A 22598-nucleotide genomic window follows, 5' to 3' on the forward strand; every position below is an offset into this window, starting at 1 on the left:
CTCGACGGCAATGGCCTCCGCGCATGCCCTAACCTCATTGCCGCCGAAGCGCGCAATCATAGAGCCCCCTCCCATCGGGCTAGAGAGAATCGCAGCAAGGTTGGCATTGAAGGTCGCCATGTCCGCCTTTTCGACCTGCGCGCTCCTCACGGGACGCTTCACCACCCTGTTAAGATAATAGGAAAGCTTTTCGGAAGCAACTTCGACGGACACAGCCGCACGGTCCGAGAGCGACGTTTTCTTTTCGTTCATCAGACTTCCTCGAAATACGTGTCGGGGTTCTCTGGGTCGAAGGGCTCGTTGGCCCACATGACCGTAACCAAATCATCGGTGTCAGACAGGTTGGTGATCGAGTGCGTGTAACCGGGAATCATCTCGACCACCCGCAGATCGGAGCCGCTGACGACGTACTCGTCCACGGGGAACGAGTTGCCCTCAGCGTCACGCCCGACCTTCCTGAGTTTAATCGACGCCGTGCCGCTTACGACCAAAAACTTCTCCCACTTGCTCATATGCCAGTGGTTGCCCTTGGTGATACCCGGCTTCGACACGTTTACGCTCACCTGGCCGCGTTCGGGCGTGCGCAGAAACTCCGTGAAGCTTCCACGCGCATCCACATTGGATGCAAGGTCGTAAGCGAAGCGCCCCGGTTCGTAATAGGAAAGAAACGTCGAGTAGAGCTTCTTCGAGAAACTGCCCTCAGCAAGGTTAGGGACCACAAGCGTCTCGCGCGCATCGCGGAAGCTGGTCAGCAGACGAACAATCTCTCCCAGCGTTGCCTTCTGCGCGCCCAGCGCGTAGCAGTAGCGGCCAGCCTCATCGGGCACGCACTTCGCACCCGCATAGCGGCAGCGGCGCACCTCCCCCACCAGCGCGTCAAGCATTGCAGTCACCAAGTCGTCAATATAGAGCAGCTCCAGCTCAACGCTGGGGTCGTTCACGGTGAACTCTCGCTCGTTAGCGATTGCGTCGCAAAACGTTGCAACAGCCGAGTTGTAACGCGGGCGGCACCACTTACCGTACAAGTTCGGGAAACGATAGACCAAGACGGACGCACCCGTGCGCTTCTCGTAATCGAACAGTAGCTCCTCACCTGCAAGCTTACTCTCGCCGTAGAGCGAACCAGCGTAGCGCCCTTCAAGAGAAGCCTGCACCGAGCTCGAGAGCATCACGGGGCATTTGTTGTCGTGATGCTCCAAAAGGTCCAGCAGCATCTCGCCAAAACCCCTGTTGCCTTCCATGAATTCGGAAGGGTCCTTAGGGCGATTGATGCCCGCCAGATTGAAGACGAAATCAGCAGCCGAGCAGAAGAAACTAAGCACGTCCTGCGTGCCATCGCGATCGTATTCGTAAACGGTCAGCGGCAAGAGCTGCTGATATTTCTCTCGCCTGTCCTTGCCATCGCGGATATTCTTGAGCGCCTCGCAAAGATTGCGCCCGACGAAGCCCTTGGCACCAGTTACCAGCACTTTCATTTACTGCACCGCCTCGCCCTCTCGACCCTCAAGAGCCAGCTGCACGTACTCGGCGGTCTTGATTTTCGCCACCGTGCCCGCCACATCGAGACGCTCGGTGTTGTCGGAGGTGTAAGCCTCATCCGCCTGAGTCTTCACGTCGCCCTTCACGACGAACTTGTCATAGTTAAGGTCGCGCGAGTCGCACGCCACGCGGAAGTATTCGCCCATGTCCTCAGCGCGCAAGCGCTCCTCGCGGGTCATCAGCGTCTCATAGAGCTTCTCACCGTGTCGCGTGCCGATGATTTGCGTTCCCACACGTCCAAACACCTCCTGCACCGCCTCGGCAAGATCGCCGATGGTCGACGCCGGCGCCTTCTGGATGAACAGGTCGCCCGGGTTGGCATGCTCGAAGGCGAACTGGACAAGATCCACCGCCTCGTCGAGGTTCATGAGAAAGCGCGTCATGTTGGGGTCGGTGACGGTAAGCGGCTCGCCCTTACGAATTCGGTCGATGAACAGGGGAATCACCGAGCCGCGGGAGCACATAACGTTACCATAGCGCGTGCAGCAGATGGTGGTGCGGCCGGCGCCGTTGCGTGCGTTGGCGTAGATGATCGACTCCATCATGGCCTTGGACTTGCCCATAGCGTTGATGGGGTACGCAGCCTTATCGGTGGACAGGCACACCACGCGGGACACGCCCTCGTCAATCGCGGCATGGAGCACATTATCGGTGCCGATCACGTTGGTGCGCACTGCCTCCATCGGGAAGAATTCGCAAGAAGGCACCTGCTTGAGCGCCGCCGCATGGAAGATGTAGTCCACCCCATGCATCGCGTCGCGCACGGACTGCGGGTTTCGCACGTCACCGATGAAGAAGCGCACCTTGCCAGCGAGCTCAGGAGAAGTCTCCTGAAGGCGGTGACGCATGTCGTCCTGCTTCTTCTCGTCGCGAGAGAAGATGCGGATTTCGGCCAGGTCAGTATGCATGAAGTGCTTGAGCACGGTGTTGCCAAACGACCCGGTGCCGCCGGTGATCATGAGGGTTTTATTATCAAATGCAGACATGTCACATGCCATGTTTCGTGCCTTTCAGCTGTTCAAGTTCCCGCTCGAGTGTATCGATGAAACTTCTCTTCGTATAATTTGCCATACAATACTCTCTTCCGCGCGCACCCATCTCGATGCGGTGCTCGAACGGAAGCTGCGCGAGTCGCCTCACGGCATCCGCCAAACCTTCGGCATCTTCGGCTCCGCAACACACTCCGCACTGGGCGTCATTCACCACACGCTCCGTCTCGCCACCAATCGCAGCCACAATCGGCCTTCCAGCCGCCATGTACGACTGAACCTTCCGCGGGAGCGTCCAAGCAAGCATCTCGTCAGACGAGAATGTGGCAGCCATCGCGTCGGAGGCAGCATAGTATGCAGGCATATCAGCGATGTCATGTCTACCGTGAAACGTCACGTTTCCGGCGCCAAGCTCTTCTGCAAGTTTAACGCAGGCGCTCAGCTCGGACCCGGATCCCACAACATGAAAAGCGAAGTGTGCATCGTTTTTCAAGAGCGCCGCTGCCCGAACCAGAGTCTGCACCGACTGCGCCGCGCCCACATTGCCCGCAAACGTGACATTGAACCTCGACGGATCATAGCCCTCCGGAGCAGAACCGGCAAAAGGAGCGAAGAACCCTTCCTCGGCATACTGAGGAAGGAACGCAGCATCGACCTGACAACCAAGCAGGTTGCTTAGATAGTCGACAAACAACGGCGAGGTGACCGCCAGTCTATCAGCCTTCCCATATATATCGCTCGATACCTTAGCATAGTGCTGGTAAACCGCCGATCCCTTCTTAATGCCACCCGCCAGGAGGCATTCAGGCCAGATATCGACCACATAATGCAACAGAGGAACGCCCGTGCGTTCAGCAAAGGCTATGGCAGGGCGAGCTTGCATGATCGGAGACGTCTGGAAAGAGACAACCGCGTCGAAGTTCGAAGGAAGCGTCTGTTGCGTTTTCTCCCCACTTCGCGCGAAGCTGTAATAGTTCAAAACACGGTGAACTGGATCATGCTTGCGAGGCACGAGCGGCACACGAACGATTTCGACGCCATTACGTTGCTGAAACGCGTTTTTCCCGTTTCCATAGCCTGAATAAATATCGCCCTCGGGATAATTCGGCGTACCCGTAAGCACCGTTACACTATGACCGCGCTCGACAAGAGCCTCGCAGATCTCCGAGACATTGAACGGCTCAGGCCAGTAGTGCTGGCTCACCATCAGAATGCGCATTACGCCGCGCGCCCCCCACTTGGGGACTCGCATAATCCCGCCTCATCCTCTTGGGAGAAATCGGAGCACGTCTGTCTGTCTTCTTCTTTGGCCTCTGCGTAGCCAAAGCGACCGAGCACTACAACGAACGATCGAAAGAAAATCCGTGCGTCCAAACGAAATCCCATGTTCCGTCGGTACTCTCCATCCAGGCGCGCCTTCTCCTCAACCGTCACCGCATCGCGGCCATTAATCTGGGCCCAACCGGTCAACCCCGGACGAATGTCATTAGCACCATAGCGAGCACGGGCCTCGATTTGTTCATACTCCGCCAAAATCATAGGGCGTGGACCTATTACGGACATGTCGCCCTTCACTATGTTCACGAACTGCGGCAACTCGTCGATGGAGGTTTTCCTCAACATGGCACCTATGGGAGTCATGACGGCCTTGTCCTCCCGCATTACGCGCGTTGGTACGTTCGGAGGCGTATCGATTTTCATAGTGCGGAACTTGTAGCACGTGAACGGGACCTCGTCCTTGCCATAGCGTTTCTGCTTGAAAATAACAGGCCCCTGACTGGTGAACTTCACCGCTACCGCAGTCGCAAGAAGCAGCGGCGAGAGAACGACCATACCCACGACAGACGCCGCGATATCGAAGGACCTCTTGGCAGCGCGGAACGCTATGCCCATAGCGCTCTGCGATACCAAATGTCCCTCTCCCTCCGTGCCAGCTCGCGTACCTCCAAGCCTGTCTGCCTCTTGAAAAATCTTCGCCATCTCCATCCGCGTGCGCTCAACATGTAGGGTTCCACTCGTCATCTTCTCGTTTCGTCCGCGCACAAAAGCCTCGACCTGAATCGGGTCGCTTTCGCCCTACCTCTTTAATTAACTACAGTATACCTATCATATCCTAGAATAAGGACCTATTTCGCATAAATGTCAGGGTTCAGCAGAAAATAAACAGTGAGTCCTCAAACAAAACAGCCCCTTGCGAAATTTTGTTAAGAATAGGCAATCTCCATTGAAGACGATGCTCAAGGGGAATATTATCGCGTCGAGGATAAGACAAGCGGTCGTCAAGTCATCACAAAACAGGGCCCCAAAACCCTGTCGGCCCGACGGAGACGCGCGTCCCCGTCCCCCATGTGCTATGATGAGACCCGTCATTCGCATTGACGCATTCGCTCAAGTGAAAGAGGAAACGATGAAAAAGAAGCTTACTGCCATGATTTGCGCGCTCGCCCTCGCCATGGCGATGCCGACTCTGGCATGGGCATCGAACAGCCCGCAGAAGGTAACGTCCAACACCTGCACCGCATCCCAGGGCGCATCCCTTACGGTCACCGGCAAGACCGACGACTCCACGAGCAAGCTCGTCGTCGAGGCAACCTCCGACCAGGCTTCCAATGTGTCGCTCAGCGCCACCCAGAAGATCGTAGGCACCTTCAAGGTTTACGACGTGCCCGAGGGCAGCACCTTCGGCCCCTACACCCTCACCTTCAACGTGGGAACTGAGTACAACGGCGCCACCGCCACCGTGTTCATCGAGCACCAGGGCCGCGACGCGAACCTCGGCACCGAGACGAAGACGGCGACCGTCTCCAACGGCAATGTGACCATCTCCACCGATGGCCTCTCGCTCGTGACCATCGCGGTTGACTCCTCCACCGTCACCGGTGCCACCACCGACGCAAGCGCCACCTCCCCGCAGACCGGCGTTGACATGACTGGCATCGCCGTCGCTACCGCCGCGTGCGCCATCGCCGCCGTGGGCGTGGGCGTGGCACTTCGCAAGAAGCTCGCCGAATAGCGACACCGGTACATGCGGCAGATCGTCATCGAGAGCCGCGCCGCACGCATGTTGAAAAAGAAGAGGGCGCAGCCGCCCTCTTCTTTGTTGTAAGAAGAATTGAGGAGAACCGCTTCAATGACCCTGCTTGAGCTGCTCGAGCTCCTTCGAAAGAAATGGTACCTGGTGCTCGTGTTCCCCCTGGTGTTCGCGGGCGCGACCGCGGCGTACTGCTGGGGCTTCATGACCAACAACTACACCGCCAACGTGTCGCTCTACGTGCTGACGCAAACGACGAACGCGACCGACGGATCCGGCCGCGTGACCAGCTCCGACACCTCGGCTTCCCAGCAACTCGCGAACGACCTGGCGAAGATTGCGAAGACGTCGACCGTGATGAGCTCCACTGCGAGCGCCCTCGGCATGAGCAACCTTGAGGGCTTCGACGTGGGGGTCACTTCCGACACCACGAGCCGCGTCATCACGCTTACCGTTACGGGCAAAAGCCCCGAAGGCGCCGCAAGCGTGGCCAACGAGCTCGCCGACCGCACCTCGAAGGCCGCAATCGACGCGATGAAGCTCGACGCCGTGAACATCATCGACCGGGCGAGCGTGCCAGACAAGCCCTCCGGCCCCAACCGAGTCATGTACACCGCGGTTGCCCTGCTCGCAGGGCTGTTCGTCGCCATCGCGATCATCGTCTTGCAGGACATGCTGGACACCACCGTGAAGTCGGGTGACGACGCCGAAGAGCTGCTCGGGATTCCCGTGCTCGGTCGCATGCCCAAGCCGAAGAAGGCGAGGTAACATGGCCAAGAAGAACCGCAAGCGCCCCAGCCAGTTCCAAAACCCCCTCCTGAGCAACGCATCGAAGACGCTATTCGCCAACATCCGCTTCGTCTCCATCGACGAGAAGGCGAAGACGATTGTGGTCACCTCGACGGGCATGGACGAGGGCAAGACCCAGGTCAGCACCAACCTTGCCTGCGCCATCGCCAGCTCCGGCAAGAAGGTGCTCATTGTCGACACCGACATGCGCCGCCGCTGCATCGCGGGGCTTTTAGGAATCCACACGGAGTGCGGCCTGTATTCCGTGCTCGTCGGGCAGGCGCCGCTCAAGAGCGCCATCTACCCGACCGACCGCCCCAACCTGTACTTCATGGACTCCGAGCCGAACATCCCCTCGCCTCCCGACGTCCTTTCGACCAAGCGCTTCTCGGCGCTCGTCGACACGCTGCGCGAGATGTTCGACTACGTGATATTCGACTCGCCCCCCATCGGGCTTTTCGTTGACGCTGCCATCATATCGAACCTGGTTGACGGCACGCTGTACGTCATCCGCGAGCGCGCGGCGAAGCGCGACGACGTCGTCGCCGGCGTGCAGCAGCTCAAGGCCGCCAACGCGCGCATCTTGGGATCGGTCATCACGTTCTCGCGCGAAGAGGCGAACAACGATTACTACTACGCCTACTACAACACCGAGGGGAAGCGCGTCTCCCGCAAGGACCGCGAAAAGCAGCTGATGGAGAACCCCAACGCGCGCGATCTGGCCGCAGACGACATCGGCCAGTGGGCGCGCAAGGCAGGCATCGACCCCAATCAGGCGGAACGAAGGGAAGCTGGCTCGCGACCGCGGCGCCAAGGTGCGAACGCGGGCATGGGCGCGAGTGCGGGTGTGAACCCGAACGCTAATGCGGGTGCTGGCATGTCCCCGACCGCAAACCAGCAAAGGGCCGCTCAGGCGAACGGTGACGAGCAATTCCCGCGCGGCGCCTTCAAGCCGGCTGCACCACGCCGTGCCGACGGTCGCGTACCGCGCCACAAGAACACGAGGATCTAGCGCAGCGCCCATGACGGGAGGCCCACGGTGGCTTCCCGTCATGCTTTCAAACGCCCTGCGGGAAAGAGACGCTCGGCCAGCGGAAAGGGAGGCTCGCACGGCGGTCCGCACGGGTCTCCCGCACGGCGGCACTGCCAGCAACCCGCGCGAGCGGCACCGCGAGCAGCTCGCTGACCAGCATCATTGTAAGGAACTCATGGCAAACGACAATCCGAAACCGACCGAAGAGGATATCGCCCCCAAGCACGCGAAGGCACCGAGCGCGCAAGCTTCGGGCGCGGGCGACGACTCCCGCAAGAAGCGCCCGCAGATCGCAGCGCTCATCGTGCTGCTCGTCGTCCTGGTGTGCGCGGCAATCGCCGGCGGCGCATACCTTGTATGGCAGAACACCCAGATCGCGAAATCGGCCGAGGAGGCAGCCGCAACCCCCGAGCCTGAGGCCCCCACCACCTCGCAAGATGCCGCGGACCCGCGGGTGGAAAACCCCATCGACTTCGCGTCGCTTCGGCTGGACAACCCCGACATCTACGCCTGGATCTACATCCCCGGCACCGATGTGAACTACCCGGTGGTGCAGCACCCGACCGATGACACGTTCTACCTGAAGCACAACAAGGACGGCGAGTGGTCCGAGGAGGGCGCCATCTACACGCAGCTGGCAAACAGGACCGACTTCTCCGACCCCGTCACGGTGATCTACGGGCACAACCTGGTGCAGGGAACCATGTTCACCACATTGCACCGCTTCGAGAACAAAGACTTCTTCGATTCCCACGAGGACATGTACCTCTACACCGACGGGCACATCCTCACCTACCGCGTGATTGCCGCCTACCAGTACGACAACCGCCATATCCTGAACTCGTTCAACTTCTCCGACCCAACCGTCGTTCAGCAGTACTTCGACTCGGTGCTCAGCCCCGACTCGCTCGTCGAGAACGTGCGCGAGGGAACGACCCTCACTTCAAGCGATAAAATCGTGCAGCTGAGCACCTGCACCGGCGATTCCAACCACATCGTGAGAAGATACCTCGTGACGGGAGCTCTCGTCAGCGACCAACCGACCTACTAGCGCGAAAGACGAAGCACTTTGGAAGAAAGCGAAACGAAAGACAACGCCCTGGATGAGGCGGGCATCGGCACAACCTCGACGCCCGAGGCGCCCGTGACCCCTAAGACTCCCGAGGAGGCCCCGACGCCCGCGACCCCCGATGCGCCCCAAACGATGGAGGAGGAAGTCCTCGTCAGGAAGAAGAAGCGCCGTCATTCGCGCCGCAAGAAGAACCTGAAGCGCGTCGCTATCGTCGCGGGGATTCTCGTGGCGATCGCGGTCGTCATCGCCATCGCCGCCTTCGCCTTCATGAAATCAGGCGAGAGCGCTGTGAAGCAGGCAAATACCGCCGCCGACATTCAGGCGGACGACAGCGCCGTGACCTACGACGAGGGCCGCACCGTCGAGTACAACGGGAAGACGTACGCGCTGAACGAGAATATGGTTTCCGTCGCCGTCATAGGCTACGACCGCCAGACCGAGGAGGTCGTGCCGGGCAAAAGCGTCGGGCAGGCGGACGCCGTCATGGTGCTCGCCGTGAACCTCGACACCGGCGAGACGACGGGAATCGGCATCCCTCGCGACTCGATGGTCGAGGTAGGTGAGTTCATGGGAGACACCTTCACCGGCATGTCGACCATGCAGCTGTGCCTGGCCTACGCGTACGGCGACGGCGGCGAGCTGAGCAGCCAATACACCGCCTCCGCAGTTTCTCGCGTGCTGTACAACATGCCCGTAAACTACTATTTCTCGCTCGATATGGATGGCGTCGGCGCGCTCGCGGATGCCATCGGCGGCGTATCGCTGACCCCGACGCAGTCGATTCCCGGTACCAACATCGTCGAGGGCGAGCCGACCGTTTTGTTCGGGAGCAACGCACTCAAGTACGTGCAGTGGCGCGACACGTCGGTGCTGACGTCGTCGCTCGACCGCCAGACGCGCCAGTCGCAGTTCGTCGAGACGTTCTGCAAGCAGGCGCTCTCGAGTGCCCAGGGCAACGTCGGGACGCTTGTCAACCTGTACACGACGGCTTCGAACTATGCCGTGACGAACCTGGAGCTCAACGAGTTCAGCTACCTGGCAAGCTCAGTCCTGGCGACGGGGATCACGTCGGTCGACGTAACTACCCTGCAAGGCACCATGCAGCAGGGGGACAAGTTCGCGGAGTTCTACCTGGACAAGACCAACGTGTACGAGACAGTGCTCGACGTGTACTACCACGAGGTGGGAAGCGAGGAATAGGCCGCGATCGCGCGGACGGCTCGCCCGCAAACATACAGGCGAGCTGCGGGCTGCGACAAAGCTGCGTGGGAAAGGAGAGGGCGTGTTCGACATCCATTGCCATATCTTAAACGGAGTCGACGACGGCTCGCGCACGCCGGCGGAGTCCCACCAGATGCTCCTTGCCGCACGCGATGCCGGCATCGACCACATCGTGTGCACCCCCCATTGCAAGCACTCCGATTTCGACGCGGAGCTTATCGAAAGGCGGTATCGAGCCTTCAAGGCGCATGCGGAGAAAAACGGGGTGCGCCTGAGCTTGGGATACGAGGTGCACTGGAAAAAGCTCGCCGACATGGGGCTCGACACAGCGCCCAGCCTTTGCATCGAGGGGACCAACCTGCTGTTGCTCGAGTTCTCGAACAGCCATCTGCCAGCGAACTGGCAGCGCGCGATTTACACCATCCAGGGCAAGGGCGTCGACATCGTGATCGCCCACCCCGAGCGCTACAAGCCCGTGCAGGAGGATCTCGACGTCGCGCGCGAGATGAGGGAAATGGGCTGCCGGCTTCAACTTTCCGCGAACTTCGTGGAGGGGAGCATCTTCAATCCGCGCCGGCGCACTGCCACGGCGCTGCTCAAGAACGGGCTGGTCGACTACCTCGCAAGCGATGCCCACCGAGTAGAGCACTACGCCACCTACCTCAAAGCGCTCAAGGAAGCCCAGAAATACTAGGGATTACCTTCTGCCCATTCCCTAATTGACCCGCCAGGCACAGGCGGGTCGGCGCTTGACATTGGTTAGAATGGGTTAGTTTTGGCCTTTCTCTTTCCCACCTTGCTCCCACCTGGCCTTTCGCGGTTACCGCCATTATCGCTTTTGTCATCAGAATATCGAGAATCGTTAAATCGTCTATCGCGCCTGCCCGCGAAAAGATAGCGCCCCAAAGGCCGACACAGCGAACACGTCGTTGTGGCGATGACGAACATTCAAAAAGGCCGGACTCGAATCAACTTTCACTCCAACAGCTAACGCTTTCCCGACAGCCACCGTTAGTGCAAAGGTCTGAAGCGACTTTCATGCCTGACGGACAGGAACGACCGTTGCACCGCGAACGTTCCTGATTGTCAAACGCTCCATGACCGAATTGCATCGCACCATGCGTTCACATTGAGCGAAAATGCAACATGTGACATAATCACTAAATGAAAATTTGAGGGAGGCAGACATGGAAGTGCGCAGGGATAGATACCTGAACAACCTGATAGACAGAATGCACAACGGGATGATCAAGGTAATCACGGGCGTCAGACGGTGCGGCAAAACATATCTGCTGTTCGAACTCTTCGGAAACTACCTCAGAGACGAGCTAGGGGTCGGCGACGATCATATCGTAGAGGTTGCATTGGATGAGGAGGCGAACAGGGGCCTGCGCGACCCGGGTGCGCTTGACAGCTATTTAAAATCCAGGATAGTGAATAAGACGTCGCAATACTATGTCATGCTCGACGAAGTGCAATACGCGATCTCCGACGAAGAGCTGCGGGGGCACGAACCTCCTCGCCTCTATGGTGTGCTCAACGGCCTGCTGCGCATGCGAAATATCGACGTCTATGTGACAGGCAGCAACTCCAAACTGCTGTCCTCTGACGTCATGACGCAGTTTCGCGGACGAGGAGACGAGGTCCGAGTGCGACCACTGTCCTTCTTCGAGTTCATGCAAGGCTTTGAGGGAGACAAATACCAGGGTTGGGCCGAGTATGTCGTCTTCGGAGGCATGCCCCTGCTTCTTGGCATGCGCACGGACGAGCAAAAGTCCCGCTACCTAGAGCGCCTGTTCTCCGAGACATACTTGAAGGATGTGGTGGCCAGGAACAAGGTGGCAAAGACCCAAGAGCTCGAAGACCTCGTGGACGTGCTGGCATCCTCCATCGGCTCGCTCACCAACCCACCCAAAATCGAGGCGACCTTCAAAAGCGTTCTGAACTCGAAAATTACCGCGAACACCATTTCCACTTACATCAGCTACCTTGAGGAGTCCTTCCTCATCGAAGAGGCCCGCCGGTACGACGTCAAGGGACGCAAGTACATCGGGAGTCCTAAGAAATACTACTTCGAGGACATCGGCCTGCGCAACGCGAGGCTTGGATTCAGGCAGGTCGAGGAGACCCACATCATGGAGAACATCGTGTACAACGAGCTGCGCGCGAGGGGCTTTTCTGTCGACGTCGGCTCCGTCGTGAAGGCTAGGCGCGTCGACGGCAAGATAGTGCGCAAGCAACTCGAGGTGGATTTCGTCGCGAATCTGGGTTCCCGGCGCTATTACATACAGTCGGCGCTTCACTTGCCAGATGAGGAGAAGACATGCCAGGAAAAGGCCCCACTTCGCGAAGTACCCGACAGTTTCAGCAAGATCGTGCTCGTGCGCGATGTGGTGAAGCCGACTTACGACAACGAGGGGATTCTGACTATGTCCGTGTTCGATTTTCTGCTCGATGAGGAAAGCCTGCCAAAATAGCTTCTTGGACACACTTTGAACGCTCTCCAAGAGTCTGGGAACGGCGTTGGGAATGCGAACCTCCAACAATCGGACGAACCCCCGATATAGCGGGGACAGCATTCCCGCTCTAGGGCAAGCCTGCTGAGCGAATGCAGTGGACAGCGGCCCGAAAAAGTACAACCCTCAAGGCAAATCTTGGCACGAAAACTTCCCGAATCGCTGCACTAATTGCGGCCGGAAGGGTCGCGACGCCGAGCCCTTCCCTTCCCCGCCGCCACACTTCGCCACATTCCCTTTAGGGCTCTCAATCGAGGGGATGGGAGAACATGATGCAAACGCGCTCGGCGGGCTCGATAATCTGTTTGGAAGTGAGCGTCCAGCCGGACGAGCTGAGCGCCGGCCTCGTCAAACGAAGAAACATCTGTAATCACAAGAGGCACACGAATGATGGCATCTATTGCTAGTCTTACGGAAGTGTACTATGATTCACTTCCGTAAGACTAGCAGAATCAGCATTGAATTCGCAAGGAGTAAGTCATGTGGCCGAGTGTAGCCTATGAGACGTGCGCATGGGAAAGGGATTACGACGAGCTCGCGTTCATACCCAAGAGTCGCAGACGCAAGATTTTGCCGACGTATGAGGCTGCGCTCCCAGCAAAGATTGCCCAACTGACGGTCAACCTGTCTCCTGAGATTCAGCGGCGGATTGCGGATGTCGAAGTTGCCGTAACGCGCTTCGACGAAGCCCAGAATGCGCGCGATTGGAACCTTCCAGCCCTCCTTTTAAGAAGCGAGTCTTCATCGAGCTCCCAGATTGAGAGGCTCACATCGAGCGTGCGCAATGTGGCACTCGCAGAACTTTCCGACAAGGCACCTACGAATGCGCTCCTCATCGCGGGCAACGTCGCCGCCATGCGCGAGGCTCTGCGACAAAGTGGACCCGTGAGCATCGATTCTATCTGCAGCATCCATGACGTGCTCATGGCAGAAACCTCCGAGTGGGAGGGACTGCGAGACGAGCAGGTATGGATCGGTGGCACGCCCTACAGCCCGCATGGAGCGTCGTTCGTGCCCCCTCACGCAAGTCGCGTTCCAGACTACATCAACGACCTAATTGAGTTCGGGGTGCGGGAGGACGTTCCTCCCGTGGCCAAAGAAGCGATTTTCCACGCGCAGTTCGAGACCATCCACCCGTTTACGGACGGCAACGGTCGCACTGGCCGAGCGCTCGTGCACCGCATGCTTGCAAACGACGAAGTCCTGATGCATTCAACCCTGCCCGTCTCAGCGGGCCTGTTGCATGACGTCGAACGGTACATGAAAGCGCTCGACGCCTACCACGTCGGAAAGATTGAGCCAATAATCGCCTGCTTTGCCGATGCTCTGGAGCTTGCCGTCGTCATCGGTTTGCGCATCGCCGACGACGTGGACGCTGTGTTGAGCGCATGGCGTGCCTCGAACACCGACCGCGCAGGATCGGCGTCCCACGGTTTACCCGAGCTTCTCGTCGAACAGCCTGTCGTGAACGCCGCATATGTCGCCAACCGTCTCGCCATCACCGACCGAGCGGCACGCACTCTTATAGAGACCGCTTGCGAGAGAGGTATCCTTTCGAAGATGGGCAATGCAAAACGAGGAGCGTACTACCAGGCTGATGAGCTTATCGGGATACTCGAGGAAGCATCGAGATTGCAAGGCATACGAAGAATTGCAGCGCGATAGCCATAAGGGGTCGCTTCCGGTAATAAACAGGCAAAGCGAACGCTCGGAAGGGCAAGTTGCTCTTCCGAATCGGAATGACGTGCGAGTCTGAAATAGTACAGCCCCCAAGGCAAATCTTGGCACGAAAACCGAGGTATCCCACGGGGGAAGGCGCGGGCCGTCCGTCGCTCTCGAATTGGGCGACTCTCTGACCTGGGGTTTCTTCTTGAGGTGAAAAATTAACCCACGATTGCTCGTCGAAACGGGGCCTTCGTCGTGGGATACCTCGGTTTTTGTGCCGGAATCTTCCCGAATCGATGCACTAGTTGAACTTGAGAACGCCTCTGGCACGACGCTCCTCAAGCAAGCGGTTGGCAGCTTGCAGTATTGCGACACAGCAGCCTGCCCAGACGGCCGCGAAACATCGACTAACGCCAGGTTGGGCTAGCGCACGGCAAAACAATTCTTCTTCCGTGAATGCTCAACTTCGCTTTCACCCTCACGCATGCCCGCCTTCGCTTACGCCCTCACGCCTGTCCGCCTTCGCCAACGTCCTCGCTCCTCGCACCCGTCCGCCTTCGTGCGCCCGAAAGACCCCCGCCGGCGCGCCCATCTTCGCGATTGGCGATATACTGGAACCCTACGCAACCATCAAGCCCACCAGGCTGCAAAGGAGCCATCTCATGAACGATTTCGGATCCATCCGCGACGCCGTTTCCCGCGTCGCACCGCGCTATGCCATCGCGAAGGTCGCGGTATTCTCGCTTTACGCCACCGACCAGGCACGCACGGGCGGGGACGCCTGCCTTCTGCTCGACGTCGGATGCACGTTCTCGCGTGCCGACGCCGCGCAGTTCCGCCGCTTCATCGCCGAGGACCTCGGCTGCACGGTCGACGTAGTCTTCCGCTCGGCACTTACCGCCGAAGACTTCGCCCGTGCGGAAACCGAGGCCCGCGTGGTGTACGAGAACCCCGACGTGGTAATCGCCTCCACGCCCGACACCCGCGTCCAAGCTACTCCCCCGGCCGCGCCCGAGCCGCCCGTCCGCTAGCGCCCATTTGCGCGGCGTTTCCGCAGTTTTCGCAGAAGAAGGCTGCACGTCATGCGCTTTCGCTATCATGGAACCCTACCCACACGAGAATCGCTGCGCGCGAGCGCACGACATCGATATGAAGGAGCTTTTGCATGTGCGGAATCTGCGGATTCACCCAAGCGACCAGCGCTGACGCCCCCGCGCTCAAGGCCATGTGCGACATCATGGCCCATCGCGGGCCCGACGGCGAGGGCCAGTATCTCGACGCGGAAAGCGGCATCGCGCTCGGGCACCGCCGCCTCTCGCTCATCGACCTGGCGAACGGCAACCAGCCCATGGTTCGCGCGACAGGCGAACACGACTCGGCCATCACCTCCCCCGCGCTCATGCCCGACGGCACGCCATGCGGCACGCCCGAGTCCATGCTCGCGAAGGGCGATTTCGCCATCGTGTTCAACGGGGAAATCTACAACTACCAGGACCTTCGCGCCGAACTCGAGACGCAGTGCTGGCAGTTCAAGACAAAATCCGACACGGAAGTGCTGCTCACGGGCTATCTCGCATGGGGCGAAGGCGTGCTCGACCGACTGCGCGGCATGTTCGCGTTCGCCATCTGGAACCGCGCGACACGTGAGCTTTTCTGCGCGCGCGATTTCTTCGGCATCAAACCGTTTTACTACACGCAGCAAAACGGCCAGTTCATCTTCGCGTCCGAGATTAAATGCATTCTTGAACACCCCGCCTACACCCGCGAGCTCAATCGCGAGGCACTCGAGCAGTACCTGTGTTTCCAGTTCAGCGCGCTGCCGGAGACCTTCTTCAAGGGCATTTTCAAGCTCGCGCCCGCGCATTGCATGACCGTGCACGCCGACGGCTCCATCACCGAGCGCCGCTATTGGCGCCCCGAGTACCACTTCGACGAAAGCCGCAACCGCGAGGACACTGCGCGCGCCATCGACGAGGTCATGCGCGACAGCGTGCGCTATCACAACGTGGCCGACGTCGAGGTCGGAAGCTTCCTGTCGTCGGGCATCGACTCGAGCTACATGGCAGCGTGCCTGGCGAAGGAAAACCCCGACATCAAGACGTTCACCGTGGGCTTCGAGTGCTACAAGCAGGCAGCGGCGAACAATGCCGAAGGCGCCGGTGGCAAGACCATGCGCGACGAGATTTCTTGGGCGCGCGAACTGGCCGACGACCTGCATATCGCCAACACCGACAAGTACATCGGCGAGGAGGAGTACTGGGCGAGCCTTCCGCGCGTGCAGTGGCACATGGACGAGCCCTCCGCCGATCCTTCCGCCGTGGCGCTGTACTTCGTCGACCAGATTGCCGCCACCCAGGTGAAGGCTGTGCTTTCAGGCGAAGGCGCCGATGAGTTCTTCGGAGGCTATCGAATCTACCAGACGCCGTTTTCCAACGCGAAGGTAAGCTGGGCGCCGAAGGGCCTGCTCAAGAGCGCATCCCATGCGATGCGCGCGCTTCATCTGCGCGGTGCGAACTATCTTGAGCGCGCGAGCGAGACTCCCGAGGACTGGTACTACACCAACGCGAACGGCGTCGCCTTCACACCCGAGGAGCGCGCAAGCCTGCTCAAGGGCGGCTGCAACGCCCCCACCCCGCAGTCGCTCACGGCGCCCGTGTACGCAGAAGTCGCCGATTTCGACGAGACGACGCGCATGCAGTACGTCGATTTGTACTTCTGGCTGGTTGGCGACATCCTGCTCAAGACCGACAAAATGTCGATGGCGCATTCGCTCGAATCGCGCGTGCCCTTCCTCGATCGCCGCGTGTTTGATCTGTCGGCCACCATCCCCACGTCGCTCAAGGCAAACGAGCAGCAGACGAAACTCACGCTGCGCGACGCTGCGGAGTTCGCCATCCCGAAGGACTGGGCGCAGAAGGAGAAGCTCGGCTTCCCTGTGCCGGTCGTGAATTGGCTGCGCGAGGAGCGCTACTACACCATGGTGAAGGAGTGGTTCACAGGCAACATCGCGCGCGAGTTCTTCAACACCGATGAGCTGGTGCGCCTGCTCGACGAGCACAAGGCGGGCGCCGATCGCTCGCGAAAGATCTGGATCGTGTACATGTTCCTCATGTGGTACAAGATCTACTTCGTCGACCGCACCGTGCCGGAAAAGCCCGAAGCACGCTAGCAGATTCGTTGCTAGCTGCGAGAACAGCAGCGCCCCTTGCTCGAGCGATCGATGCAAGGGGCGCTATTCGTTAGCAAGCTTATTACTCCGTGCTTGAATTCGTGCGATTAAACGAAGGGCGGCGGAAGCGTCGAGGTCACCCGAAGCCAAGGATGATCAGCTTACACAAGCTTCGATGCGTCGACGGCAGCGAGATGGCCGGTCGCACAATGCTCGAAGAAGACGAGGCGCCCATCACGGCTTCGATAGAGCTCGCGGAACAGCGAGAGATCGAGCTTGGCCTCGACAGATGCGGCTGGTTTGGGCTTGTTTGCGGAAGCGGCGCGCCCAGAGTTGCTTGCGGGAACAGCGGGTTCGGGGTTGCTTGCGCAAGCAGCGGGTTCGGCGCCTTTTGCGGGCGCGACCTGCGCGCGGTTCCCGCAAACTGCAGCAGCTTTGGTGCCATCGCACAAAGCCGGTTCGGGATCGAAGTCGGCGCCTTCGTCGACGATGACACCGACTCCACTGTAGCGGCCACGCGTCGGGAAATCCTCATCACCCGTATAGGCAACGGGATCATTCTCAGGTTCTGAAACAGGTGCCTTCTCAAAGAGATCCGCGTTCCAACGTGCGGCTTTGAGCTCGTCAGTTTCCCCAAAACCGGGAAACCCATCGCCGAACGTGACGTACTCGCGCTTACCACGAAAAGGTGTCTTTCGCTCCACCATGATCAGACGTGGTCCCTTACGCCGTCGTAGCTCACGTTCCAGAAAACGAGGCCGGCTGCAGGTGCGTTCTCCCCAGCAGCGCATCGGTCGCACGCCTGAAGCACGTCGGCGACCCATTCGGGTTTCCGCTGGCCGCGGCCGACCATGACAAGCGTACCCACGATGGTGCGCACCATAGAATGGAGGAACGCGTTGCCCTTCACCGTGATCACGACGGCCCGCTCCCCCATCACCTCTTCGCGAGCGAACGAGATTTCATGCACATTGCGACACGTCGGCTTCCCCACGGCGCTTGCCGCCATGCAGAAACTCTTGAAATCGTGCTCGCCGATAAGCGCGCGGGACGCCTCGCGCATCGCCTCGACATCAAGCGGCTTCGGGATATGCCACGAGAAATCGCGCAGAAAAATGGGCGGCGCGGGCTCGGTGCAAATGAAGTAGCGGTACTCGCGCTCCGTCGCGTCGAAGCGGGCGGAGAAGCCGGGTTCGCGCTCGTCGACCGAGCGCACGACGATGGCCTCGTGCGTGAGCGCGTTCATCGACCGGGCGAGACTTTCAAGCGTACGACCACGCAATTCATCAGGTAAGATATCAAAGCTTACGACTTGAGCGCGCGCATGGACGCCCGCATCGGTGCGGCCGGCGCACGTGGTTTCCACCTCGCGGCGAAACAGCAGTTCAAGCGCATGATCTATCTCGCCCTGCACCGTAAGTTGGCCGGGCTGGCGAGCGAAGCCGCTGAAAGGCTTGCCGTTGTAGGCAACGGCAAGCGAAAGCGTCATATTGTTTTTGACATTATCCATAACGAGCATGATACCTTATTTGCGAGCGAACACGGCAAGCAATAAGGCGGCGAACCTCATATCGAGCTGCAGTGACCCGCAACGAGCCAGGGGACGCGAAGCGTCGACCTGCGAAGAAACAAGGGAGGCAACCTGAGGCAAGTCACGGGCGACCTGCAACACTGCGGCCCGCAATGAGCTATCAAGCAGAAGAAAACGCTGGCCCGAGGTCAATCCCCGGACCAGCGATAAGCAGCTCCCTAAGCGATCAGCGCGCCACGTCCGAACAAATCCTGCAGCTCGCTTCGCATGACCGGCGAACCCGAGTCGACCGTGACCGGCAGCTCCGCACGGAAGCGGCGTCCGTCGGACTGCGTGACGAGAAGCACGACCCCGTCGCGGCCCGGATACGACTGCAAGATGCGGTTTAAGCGTAACAGTTTTTGCTGGTCAAACTCACACGACGGCACGTTGAGCTGCAGATGCGAGGGGCGAGCATCCGCTTCGTTCAACTCGATTTCCTCAATCTCGAACGCCATGATCTGGTTACCGCGGTCACTGTGCTCGAACTTGCCCTTGATCTTCACGATGGCATCCTCGTGGATGGCCTCCGCATTCTCGTCGTACTTGAAGCAGATGCACTCCATATGGCCCGTCGTGTCCTCGATCGCGAACGTGGCCATCTTCGTGCCGCGCTTGGTGAGCTTGGTCACCACGTTGGACACCATGCCGACGAACGTCGCCGACTTGATTTCCTTCGTGCGCTCGGCCAAATCACCCAGCTGGAACTTCGTCATACGGGAAATCGCGCTCTCGTACGGTGCAAGCGGGTGCTCGGACACGTAGATCTTCATGATTTCCTTCTCGTAGGCAAGCTTGGTGCGCTTGTCCCACTCGATGCCGTCGGGCGCGGGCACGTCTTCCTGGAAACCGGAGTCCTCATCGGAGGCGAACAGGTCGAACATGCTCACCTGTCCAGCGTCACGGTCCTTCTGGCGCTTCGAGGCGTTCTCGAGCAGCGGCGTGTCCTCCAAGAAGTACATGAGCTGCTTGCGCGTGTACCCTGTCGAATCGAAGGCGCCGCCTTTGATGAGAGCTTCGAGCGTTTTGCGGTTGAAGCATTTCGCATCGACGCGGTTCACGAAGTCGTGCAGGCTGGTGAACGGGCCGTTCTCCTCGCGCTCGGCGATGATGGCATCGGCCACGTTACGCCCAACGCCGCGCACGCCGACGAGTCCGAAGCGGATGCCGTCCTTGACCGGGGTGAACTCGGCGTTCGACGAGTTGATGTCCGGCGGCAGCACAGGCGTGCCGTTGTGGTTGCAACTCGCGATGTAGCGGATGAGGCGGTCGGTGTTGCCCATGTAGCTCGACAGCACTGCGGCCATGTACTCGTTGGGGTAATGCGCCTTCAGGTATGCCGTGCGCATGACCAGGATGGAGTATGCAGCCGAATGCGACTTGTTGAACGCGTACTTAGCGAACTTCTCCGCGTCGTCCCAAATCTTCTTCGCGATATCGAGCGAGTAGCCATTCTCAACCGCACCATTGTTCCAGTCTTCCTGGAGCAGGCGCATGATATCGATTTTCTTCTTGCCCATTGCTTTGCGCAGCTTGTCTGCCTTACCGGCGGAAAAGCCGCTCATCACCATGGACACCTGCATAATCTGTTCCTGGTAGACCATGGTGCCGTAGGTTTCCTCGAGCACAGGGCGCAGGCGATCGTCGTAGTAGTGGACGGGCGTCTTGCCGCTCGCCACCTTCACGTAGTCGTCGACCATGCCGGACTCGAGCGGGCCCGGACGGTTGAGGGCGATCGATGCGACGATGTCGGAGAAGCGGCGCGGTGGGAGCCGCGCGAACAGGCTCACGTACAACGAGCCTTCTACCTGGAACAGGCCGTCCATGTTGCCCGAGCGCATGAGGGCGAACGCGCCCTCGTCGTCGGTGGGAATCTCCTCGGGCACCATCTTGATGCCGGTGGTCTGCTCGACGTTGCGGCATGCGCGCGAGAGCACGCCCAAGGTGCGCAAGCCAAGGAAGTCCATCTTGAGCAAGCCCAGGTCAGGCGTGTAGTGGCCGTCGTATTGCGTGATGATGCCGCCGCCTTTGGTGTCACGCTTCATGGGCACATGATCGGCCATGGGGTCGCGGCAGATGATAGTCGCGCAGGCGTGCACGCCCTCGCCGCGCACGTGGCCTTCGATCGACTTCGCAGCGTCGACGACCTGACGCACGTCCTCTTCGCCGTCGTAGGCCTTTTTCAGGTCGGGGTTTGTCTCGAGCGCCTTGTCGATGGTGATGCCGAGCTCGTCGCCGATCATCTTGCAGATGCGGTCGCCCACGCTGTAGGGGTAATCGAGCACGCGCGCAGCATCGCGCACGGCGTTCTTCGCCTGCAGCTTGCCGAACGTGATAACGCCCGACACATGGTCCTCGCCGTAGACTTCCTTAATATGCTCGATGACTTCCTGGCGGCGCTCATCCTCGAAGTCAACGTCGATATCGGGCATCTCCACGCGCTCGGGCGACAGGAAGCGCTCGAACAGAAGCCCGTTGGGAAGCGGGTCGAGGTCGGTGATGCCCATGGCGTAGGTGCAGATGGCGCCTGCGGCCGAGCCACGGCCCGGGCCGACGCCGATCCCCTGGCTACGGGCCCAGGCGATGTATTCCTGCACGATGAGGAAGTATGCCGGAAAGCCCTGCTGCAAGATGATGCCGGCCTCGTATTCGTAGCGGTCCCATGCCTCTTTGGGCACCGGGTCGCCGTAGCGCTTCTTCAAACCCCACTCGCACTGCTTACGGAACCAGCTTTCCTCGGTTTCGCCCTCTGGCAAGGGGAAACGCGGCAGAATGGAGTCGCGCTCGAGCACGACGTCGATCTTTTCGGCCACCTCAACCGTATTGTCGCACGCCTCGGGGAACTCGGAGAGCGCCTCGCGCATCTCCTCTTCCGTCTTCATGTAGAACTCGTCGTTCTCGAAGCGCATGCGGTTCGCGTCGTTCACCGCCGAACCCGTGCCGATGCACAGCATGATGTCCTGCGCCTTTGCGTCTTCCTTCTTCAGGTAGTGGAAGTCGTTCGTGGCGATGGTCTTTAGGCCCGCAAGCTGGGCAACCTTGGTAAGCTGGCGGTTGAGCTCGGTCTGTGTCATGCCGGCGTCGGTACGCAGGCCCTGGTTTTGGAGCTCGATGTAGAAGTCGCCCTCGTCGAAGCAGCTCGCAAAACGGCGCGCCCACTCGACCGCGTCGTCGAACTGACGGTTGTCCAAAAGCTTCGGGATAATGCCCGCGATGCACGCGGATGAGCCGATGATGCCATGGCCGTACTTCTGCAACATGGAGAACGTCGTGCGCGGCTTGTAGTAGAAATTGTCAACGTGAGATTCGCTGACCAGGTGCAACAGATTGTGGTAGCCCTCATTGGTCTTCGCGAGGAGCAAAAGATGGTACAGCTTCGGCTTTACGTCCTTGCGCAGCTCCTCGTCGGTGGTGAAGTAGACCTCGCAGCCGTAGATGGGCTTGACCTTCTTGCCCGTTTCCTTCTCGACCGCCGCACACGCGTCGCACAGCTCCGGCACGCCCGACATGACGCCGTGGTCGGTGATAGCCACCGCCGGCATGTCGAGATCGGCGGCGCGACGGACCATGTCCTTCACGTGGGTCAAGCCGTCGAGCAGGGAATATTCGGTGTGATTGTGTAAATGAACGAACGCCATGGATATGCCTCGAATCGCTTACGTGGTATGCGCGCGGAGTGTGTTTGCAAGTGTGAGTGCGCAGCTGTTTTCTCGCGTTCAATCATAGCAGCAAGTGGCAAGTTTTGCATGGCTAACACAGCGAACAAGTGATGTAGTTTTGAGGAAGGCGCACGGGAGCCTGGCACGCATCGCGGCGCACCAGGCTCGCTATCTTGAAACATCTTCGCCGGGAGGCGCGCGTATCCAAATACAAGCTGGGTATCTCGAGCCACACCGTGAAAACGCACACGTACAACGTCTACAAGAAGCTCGGCGTGAAGAATCGCGAGGAGCTGCTTGACCTGGTCGAAGGGGAGAAATAGAGAAACAATCGCGGAAGTCTTG

The 22598-nt window shown here is 59.7% G+C and carries 19 protein-coding genes; 11 read left to right on the forward strand and 8 right to left on the reverse strand.

Going from position 1 to position 22598, the window contains the following annotated elements; genetic code table 11:
- From Q0G18_RS05230 to Q0G18_RS05250, 5 genes are all read right to left on the reverse strand, one after another.
- Positions 1–252, reverse strand: a 252-nt coding sequence (locus Q0G18_RS05230) for a hypothetical protein (protein WP_297150333.1), incomplete at its 3' end; no start/stop codon positions are given.
- Complete coding sequence (locus Q0G18_RS05235; RefSeq protein ID WP_297150336.1) at positions 252–1475, reverse strand: NAD-dependent epimerase/dehydratase family protein; 1224 nt, start codon at positions 1473–1475, stop codon at positions 252–254. The genes Q0G18_RS05230 and Q0G18_RS05235, both read right to left, overlap by 1 nt.
- Complete coding sequence (locus tag Q0G18_RS05240; protein ID WP_297150338.1) at positions 1476–2525, reverse strand: polysaccharide biosynthesis protein; 1050 nt, start codon at positions 2523–2525, stop codon at positions 1476–1478.
- Between the two features lies 1 nt (position 2526).
- Positions 2527–3747, reverse strand: coding sequence for a glycosyltransferase family 4 protein (locus Q0G18_RS05245; protein WP_297150340.1), 1221 nt, complete (start codon positions 3745–3747; stop codon positions 2527–2529).
- A complete protein-coding gene (locus tag Q0G18_RS05250) occupies positions 3747–4550 on the reverse strand; it encodes a sugar transferase (protein ID WP_297150344.1) in 804 nt (267 codons plus the stop codon). Before Q0G18_RS05250 ends, Q0G18_RS05245 begins: the two co-directional genes overlap by 1 nt.
- 385 nt (positions 4551–4935) lie before the next feature.
- Between Q0G18_RS05250 and Q0G18_RS05255 the strand changes: the two genes are divergently transcribed.
- The 10 genes from Q0G18_RS05255 to asnB all read left to right on the forward strand — a co-directional run bounded on the left by Q0G18_RS05255 (position 4936) and on the right by asnB (position 17024).
- Entirely contained in the window at positions 4936–5541 is a 606-nt protein-coding gene (locus Q0G18_RS05255; RefSeq protein ID WP_297150347.1) for a hypothetical protein, read from the forward strand.
- Positions 5542–5658: 117 nt separating this feature from the next.
- Entirely contained in the window at positions 5659–6327 is a 669-nt protein-coding gene (locus Q0G18_RS05260; RefSeq protein ID WP_297150350.1) for a Wzz/FepE/Etk N-terminal domain-containing protein, read from the forward strand.
- Between the two features lies 1 nt (position 6328).
- A complete protein-coding gene (locus Q0G18_RS05265) occupies positions 6329–7360 on the forward strand; it encodes a CpsD/CapB family tyrosine-protein kinase (RefSeq protein WP_297150355.1) in 1032 nt (343 codons plus the stop codon).
- A 196-nt stretch (positions 7361–7556) separates the two neighbouring features.
- Positions 7557–8432 carry a class B sortase gene (locus Q0G18_RS05270; protein ID WP_297150358.1) on the forward strand — a complete coding sequence of 292 codons (876 nt, stop codon included), beginning with the start codon at positions 7557–7559 and terminating at the stop codon, positions 8430–8432.
- Between the two features lie 18 nt (positions 8433–8450).
- Positions 8451–9653 (forward strand): LCP family protein, encoded by a 1203-nt coding sequence (locus Q0G18_RS05275; RefSeq protein WP_297150361.1) that lies wholly within the window; start codon positions 8451–8453, stop codon positions 9651–9653.
- Between the two features lie 82 nt (positions 9654–9735).
- On the forward strand, positions 9736–10368 hold the full coding sequence (locus Q0G18_RS05280; protein ID WP_297150364.1) for a CpsB/CapC family capsule biosynthesis tyrosine phosphatase: 633 nt from the start codon (positions 9736–9738) through the stop codon (positions 10366–10368).
- 493 nt (positions 10369–10861) lie between these two features.
- Positions 10862–12151 carry an ATP-binding protein gene (locus Q0G18_RS05285; RefSeq protein WP_297150368.1) on the forward strand — a complete coding sequence of 430 codons (1290 nt, stop codon included), beginning with the start codon at positions 10862–10864 and terminating at the stop codon, positions 12149–12151.
- A gap of 519 nt (positions 12152–12670) precedes the next feature.
- The gene (locus Q0G18_RS05290) at positions 12671–13855 is read left to right on the forward strand and encodes a Fic family protein (protein ID WP_297150371.1); all 1185 of its coding nucleotides are present in this window, start codon (positions 12671–12673) and stop codon (positions 13853–13855) included.
- Positions 13856–14517: 662 nt separating this feature from the next.
- The gene (locus tag Q0G18_RS05295; protein WP_297150373.1) at positions 14518–14886 is read left to right on the forward strand and encodes a hypothetical protein; all 369 of its coding nucleotides are present in this window, start codon (positions 14518–14520) and stop codon (positions 14884–14886) included.
- Positions 14887–15020: 134 nt separating this feature from the next.
- Positions 15021–17024, forward strand: coding sequence for an asparagine synthase (glutamine-hydrolyzing) (asnB, locus tag Q0G18_RS05300; RefSeq protein ID WP_297150376.1), 2004 nt, complete (start codon positions 15021–15023; stop codon positions 17022–17024).
- Between the two features lie 161 nt (positions 17025–17185).
- Here the strand turns inward: asnB and Q0G18_RS05305 are convergent, their stop codons facing one another.
- The 3 genes from Q0G18_RS05305 to dnaE form a co-directional block, all read right to left on the reverse strand.
- A complete protein-coding gene (locus Q0G18_RS05305; protein WP_297150379.1) occupies positions 17186–17731 on the reverse strand; it encodes a hypothetical protein in 546 nt (181 codons plus the stop codon).
- Positions 17732–17733: 2 nt separating this feature from the next.
- Positions 17734–18534 carry a tRNA pseudouridine(38-40) synthase TruA gene (gene truA / locus Q0G18_RS05310; protein ID WP_297150381.1) on the reverse strand — a complete coding sequence of 267 codons (801 nt, stop codon included), beginning with the start codon at positions 18532–18534 and terminating at the stop codon, positions 17734–17736.
- Positions 18535–18773: 239 nt separating this feature from the next.
- On the reverse strand, positions 18774–22232 hold the full coding sequence (gene dnaE / locus Q0G18_RS05315) for a DNA polymerase III subunit alpha (protein ID WP_297150384.1): 3459 nt from the start codon (positions 22230–22232) through the stop codon (positions 18774–18776).
- 194 nt (positions 22233–22426) lie between these two features.
- Between dnaE and Q0G18_RS05320 the strand changes: the two genes are divergently transcribed.
- Complete coding sequence (locus Q0G18_RS05320; protein WP_297150386.1) at positions 22427–22576, forward strand: LuxR C-terminal-related transcriptional regulator; 150 nt, start codon at positions 22427–22429, stop codon at positions 22574–22576.
- Positions 22577–22598 lie beyond the last annotated feature (22 nt).

Source organism: uncultured Ellagibacter sp., from assembly GCF_934636505.1.
Lineage (GTDB): Bacteria > Actinomycetota > Coriobacteriia > Coriobacteriales > Eggerthellaceae > Ellagibacter.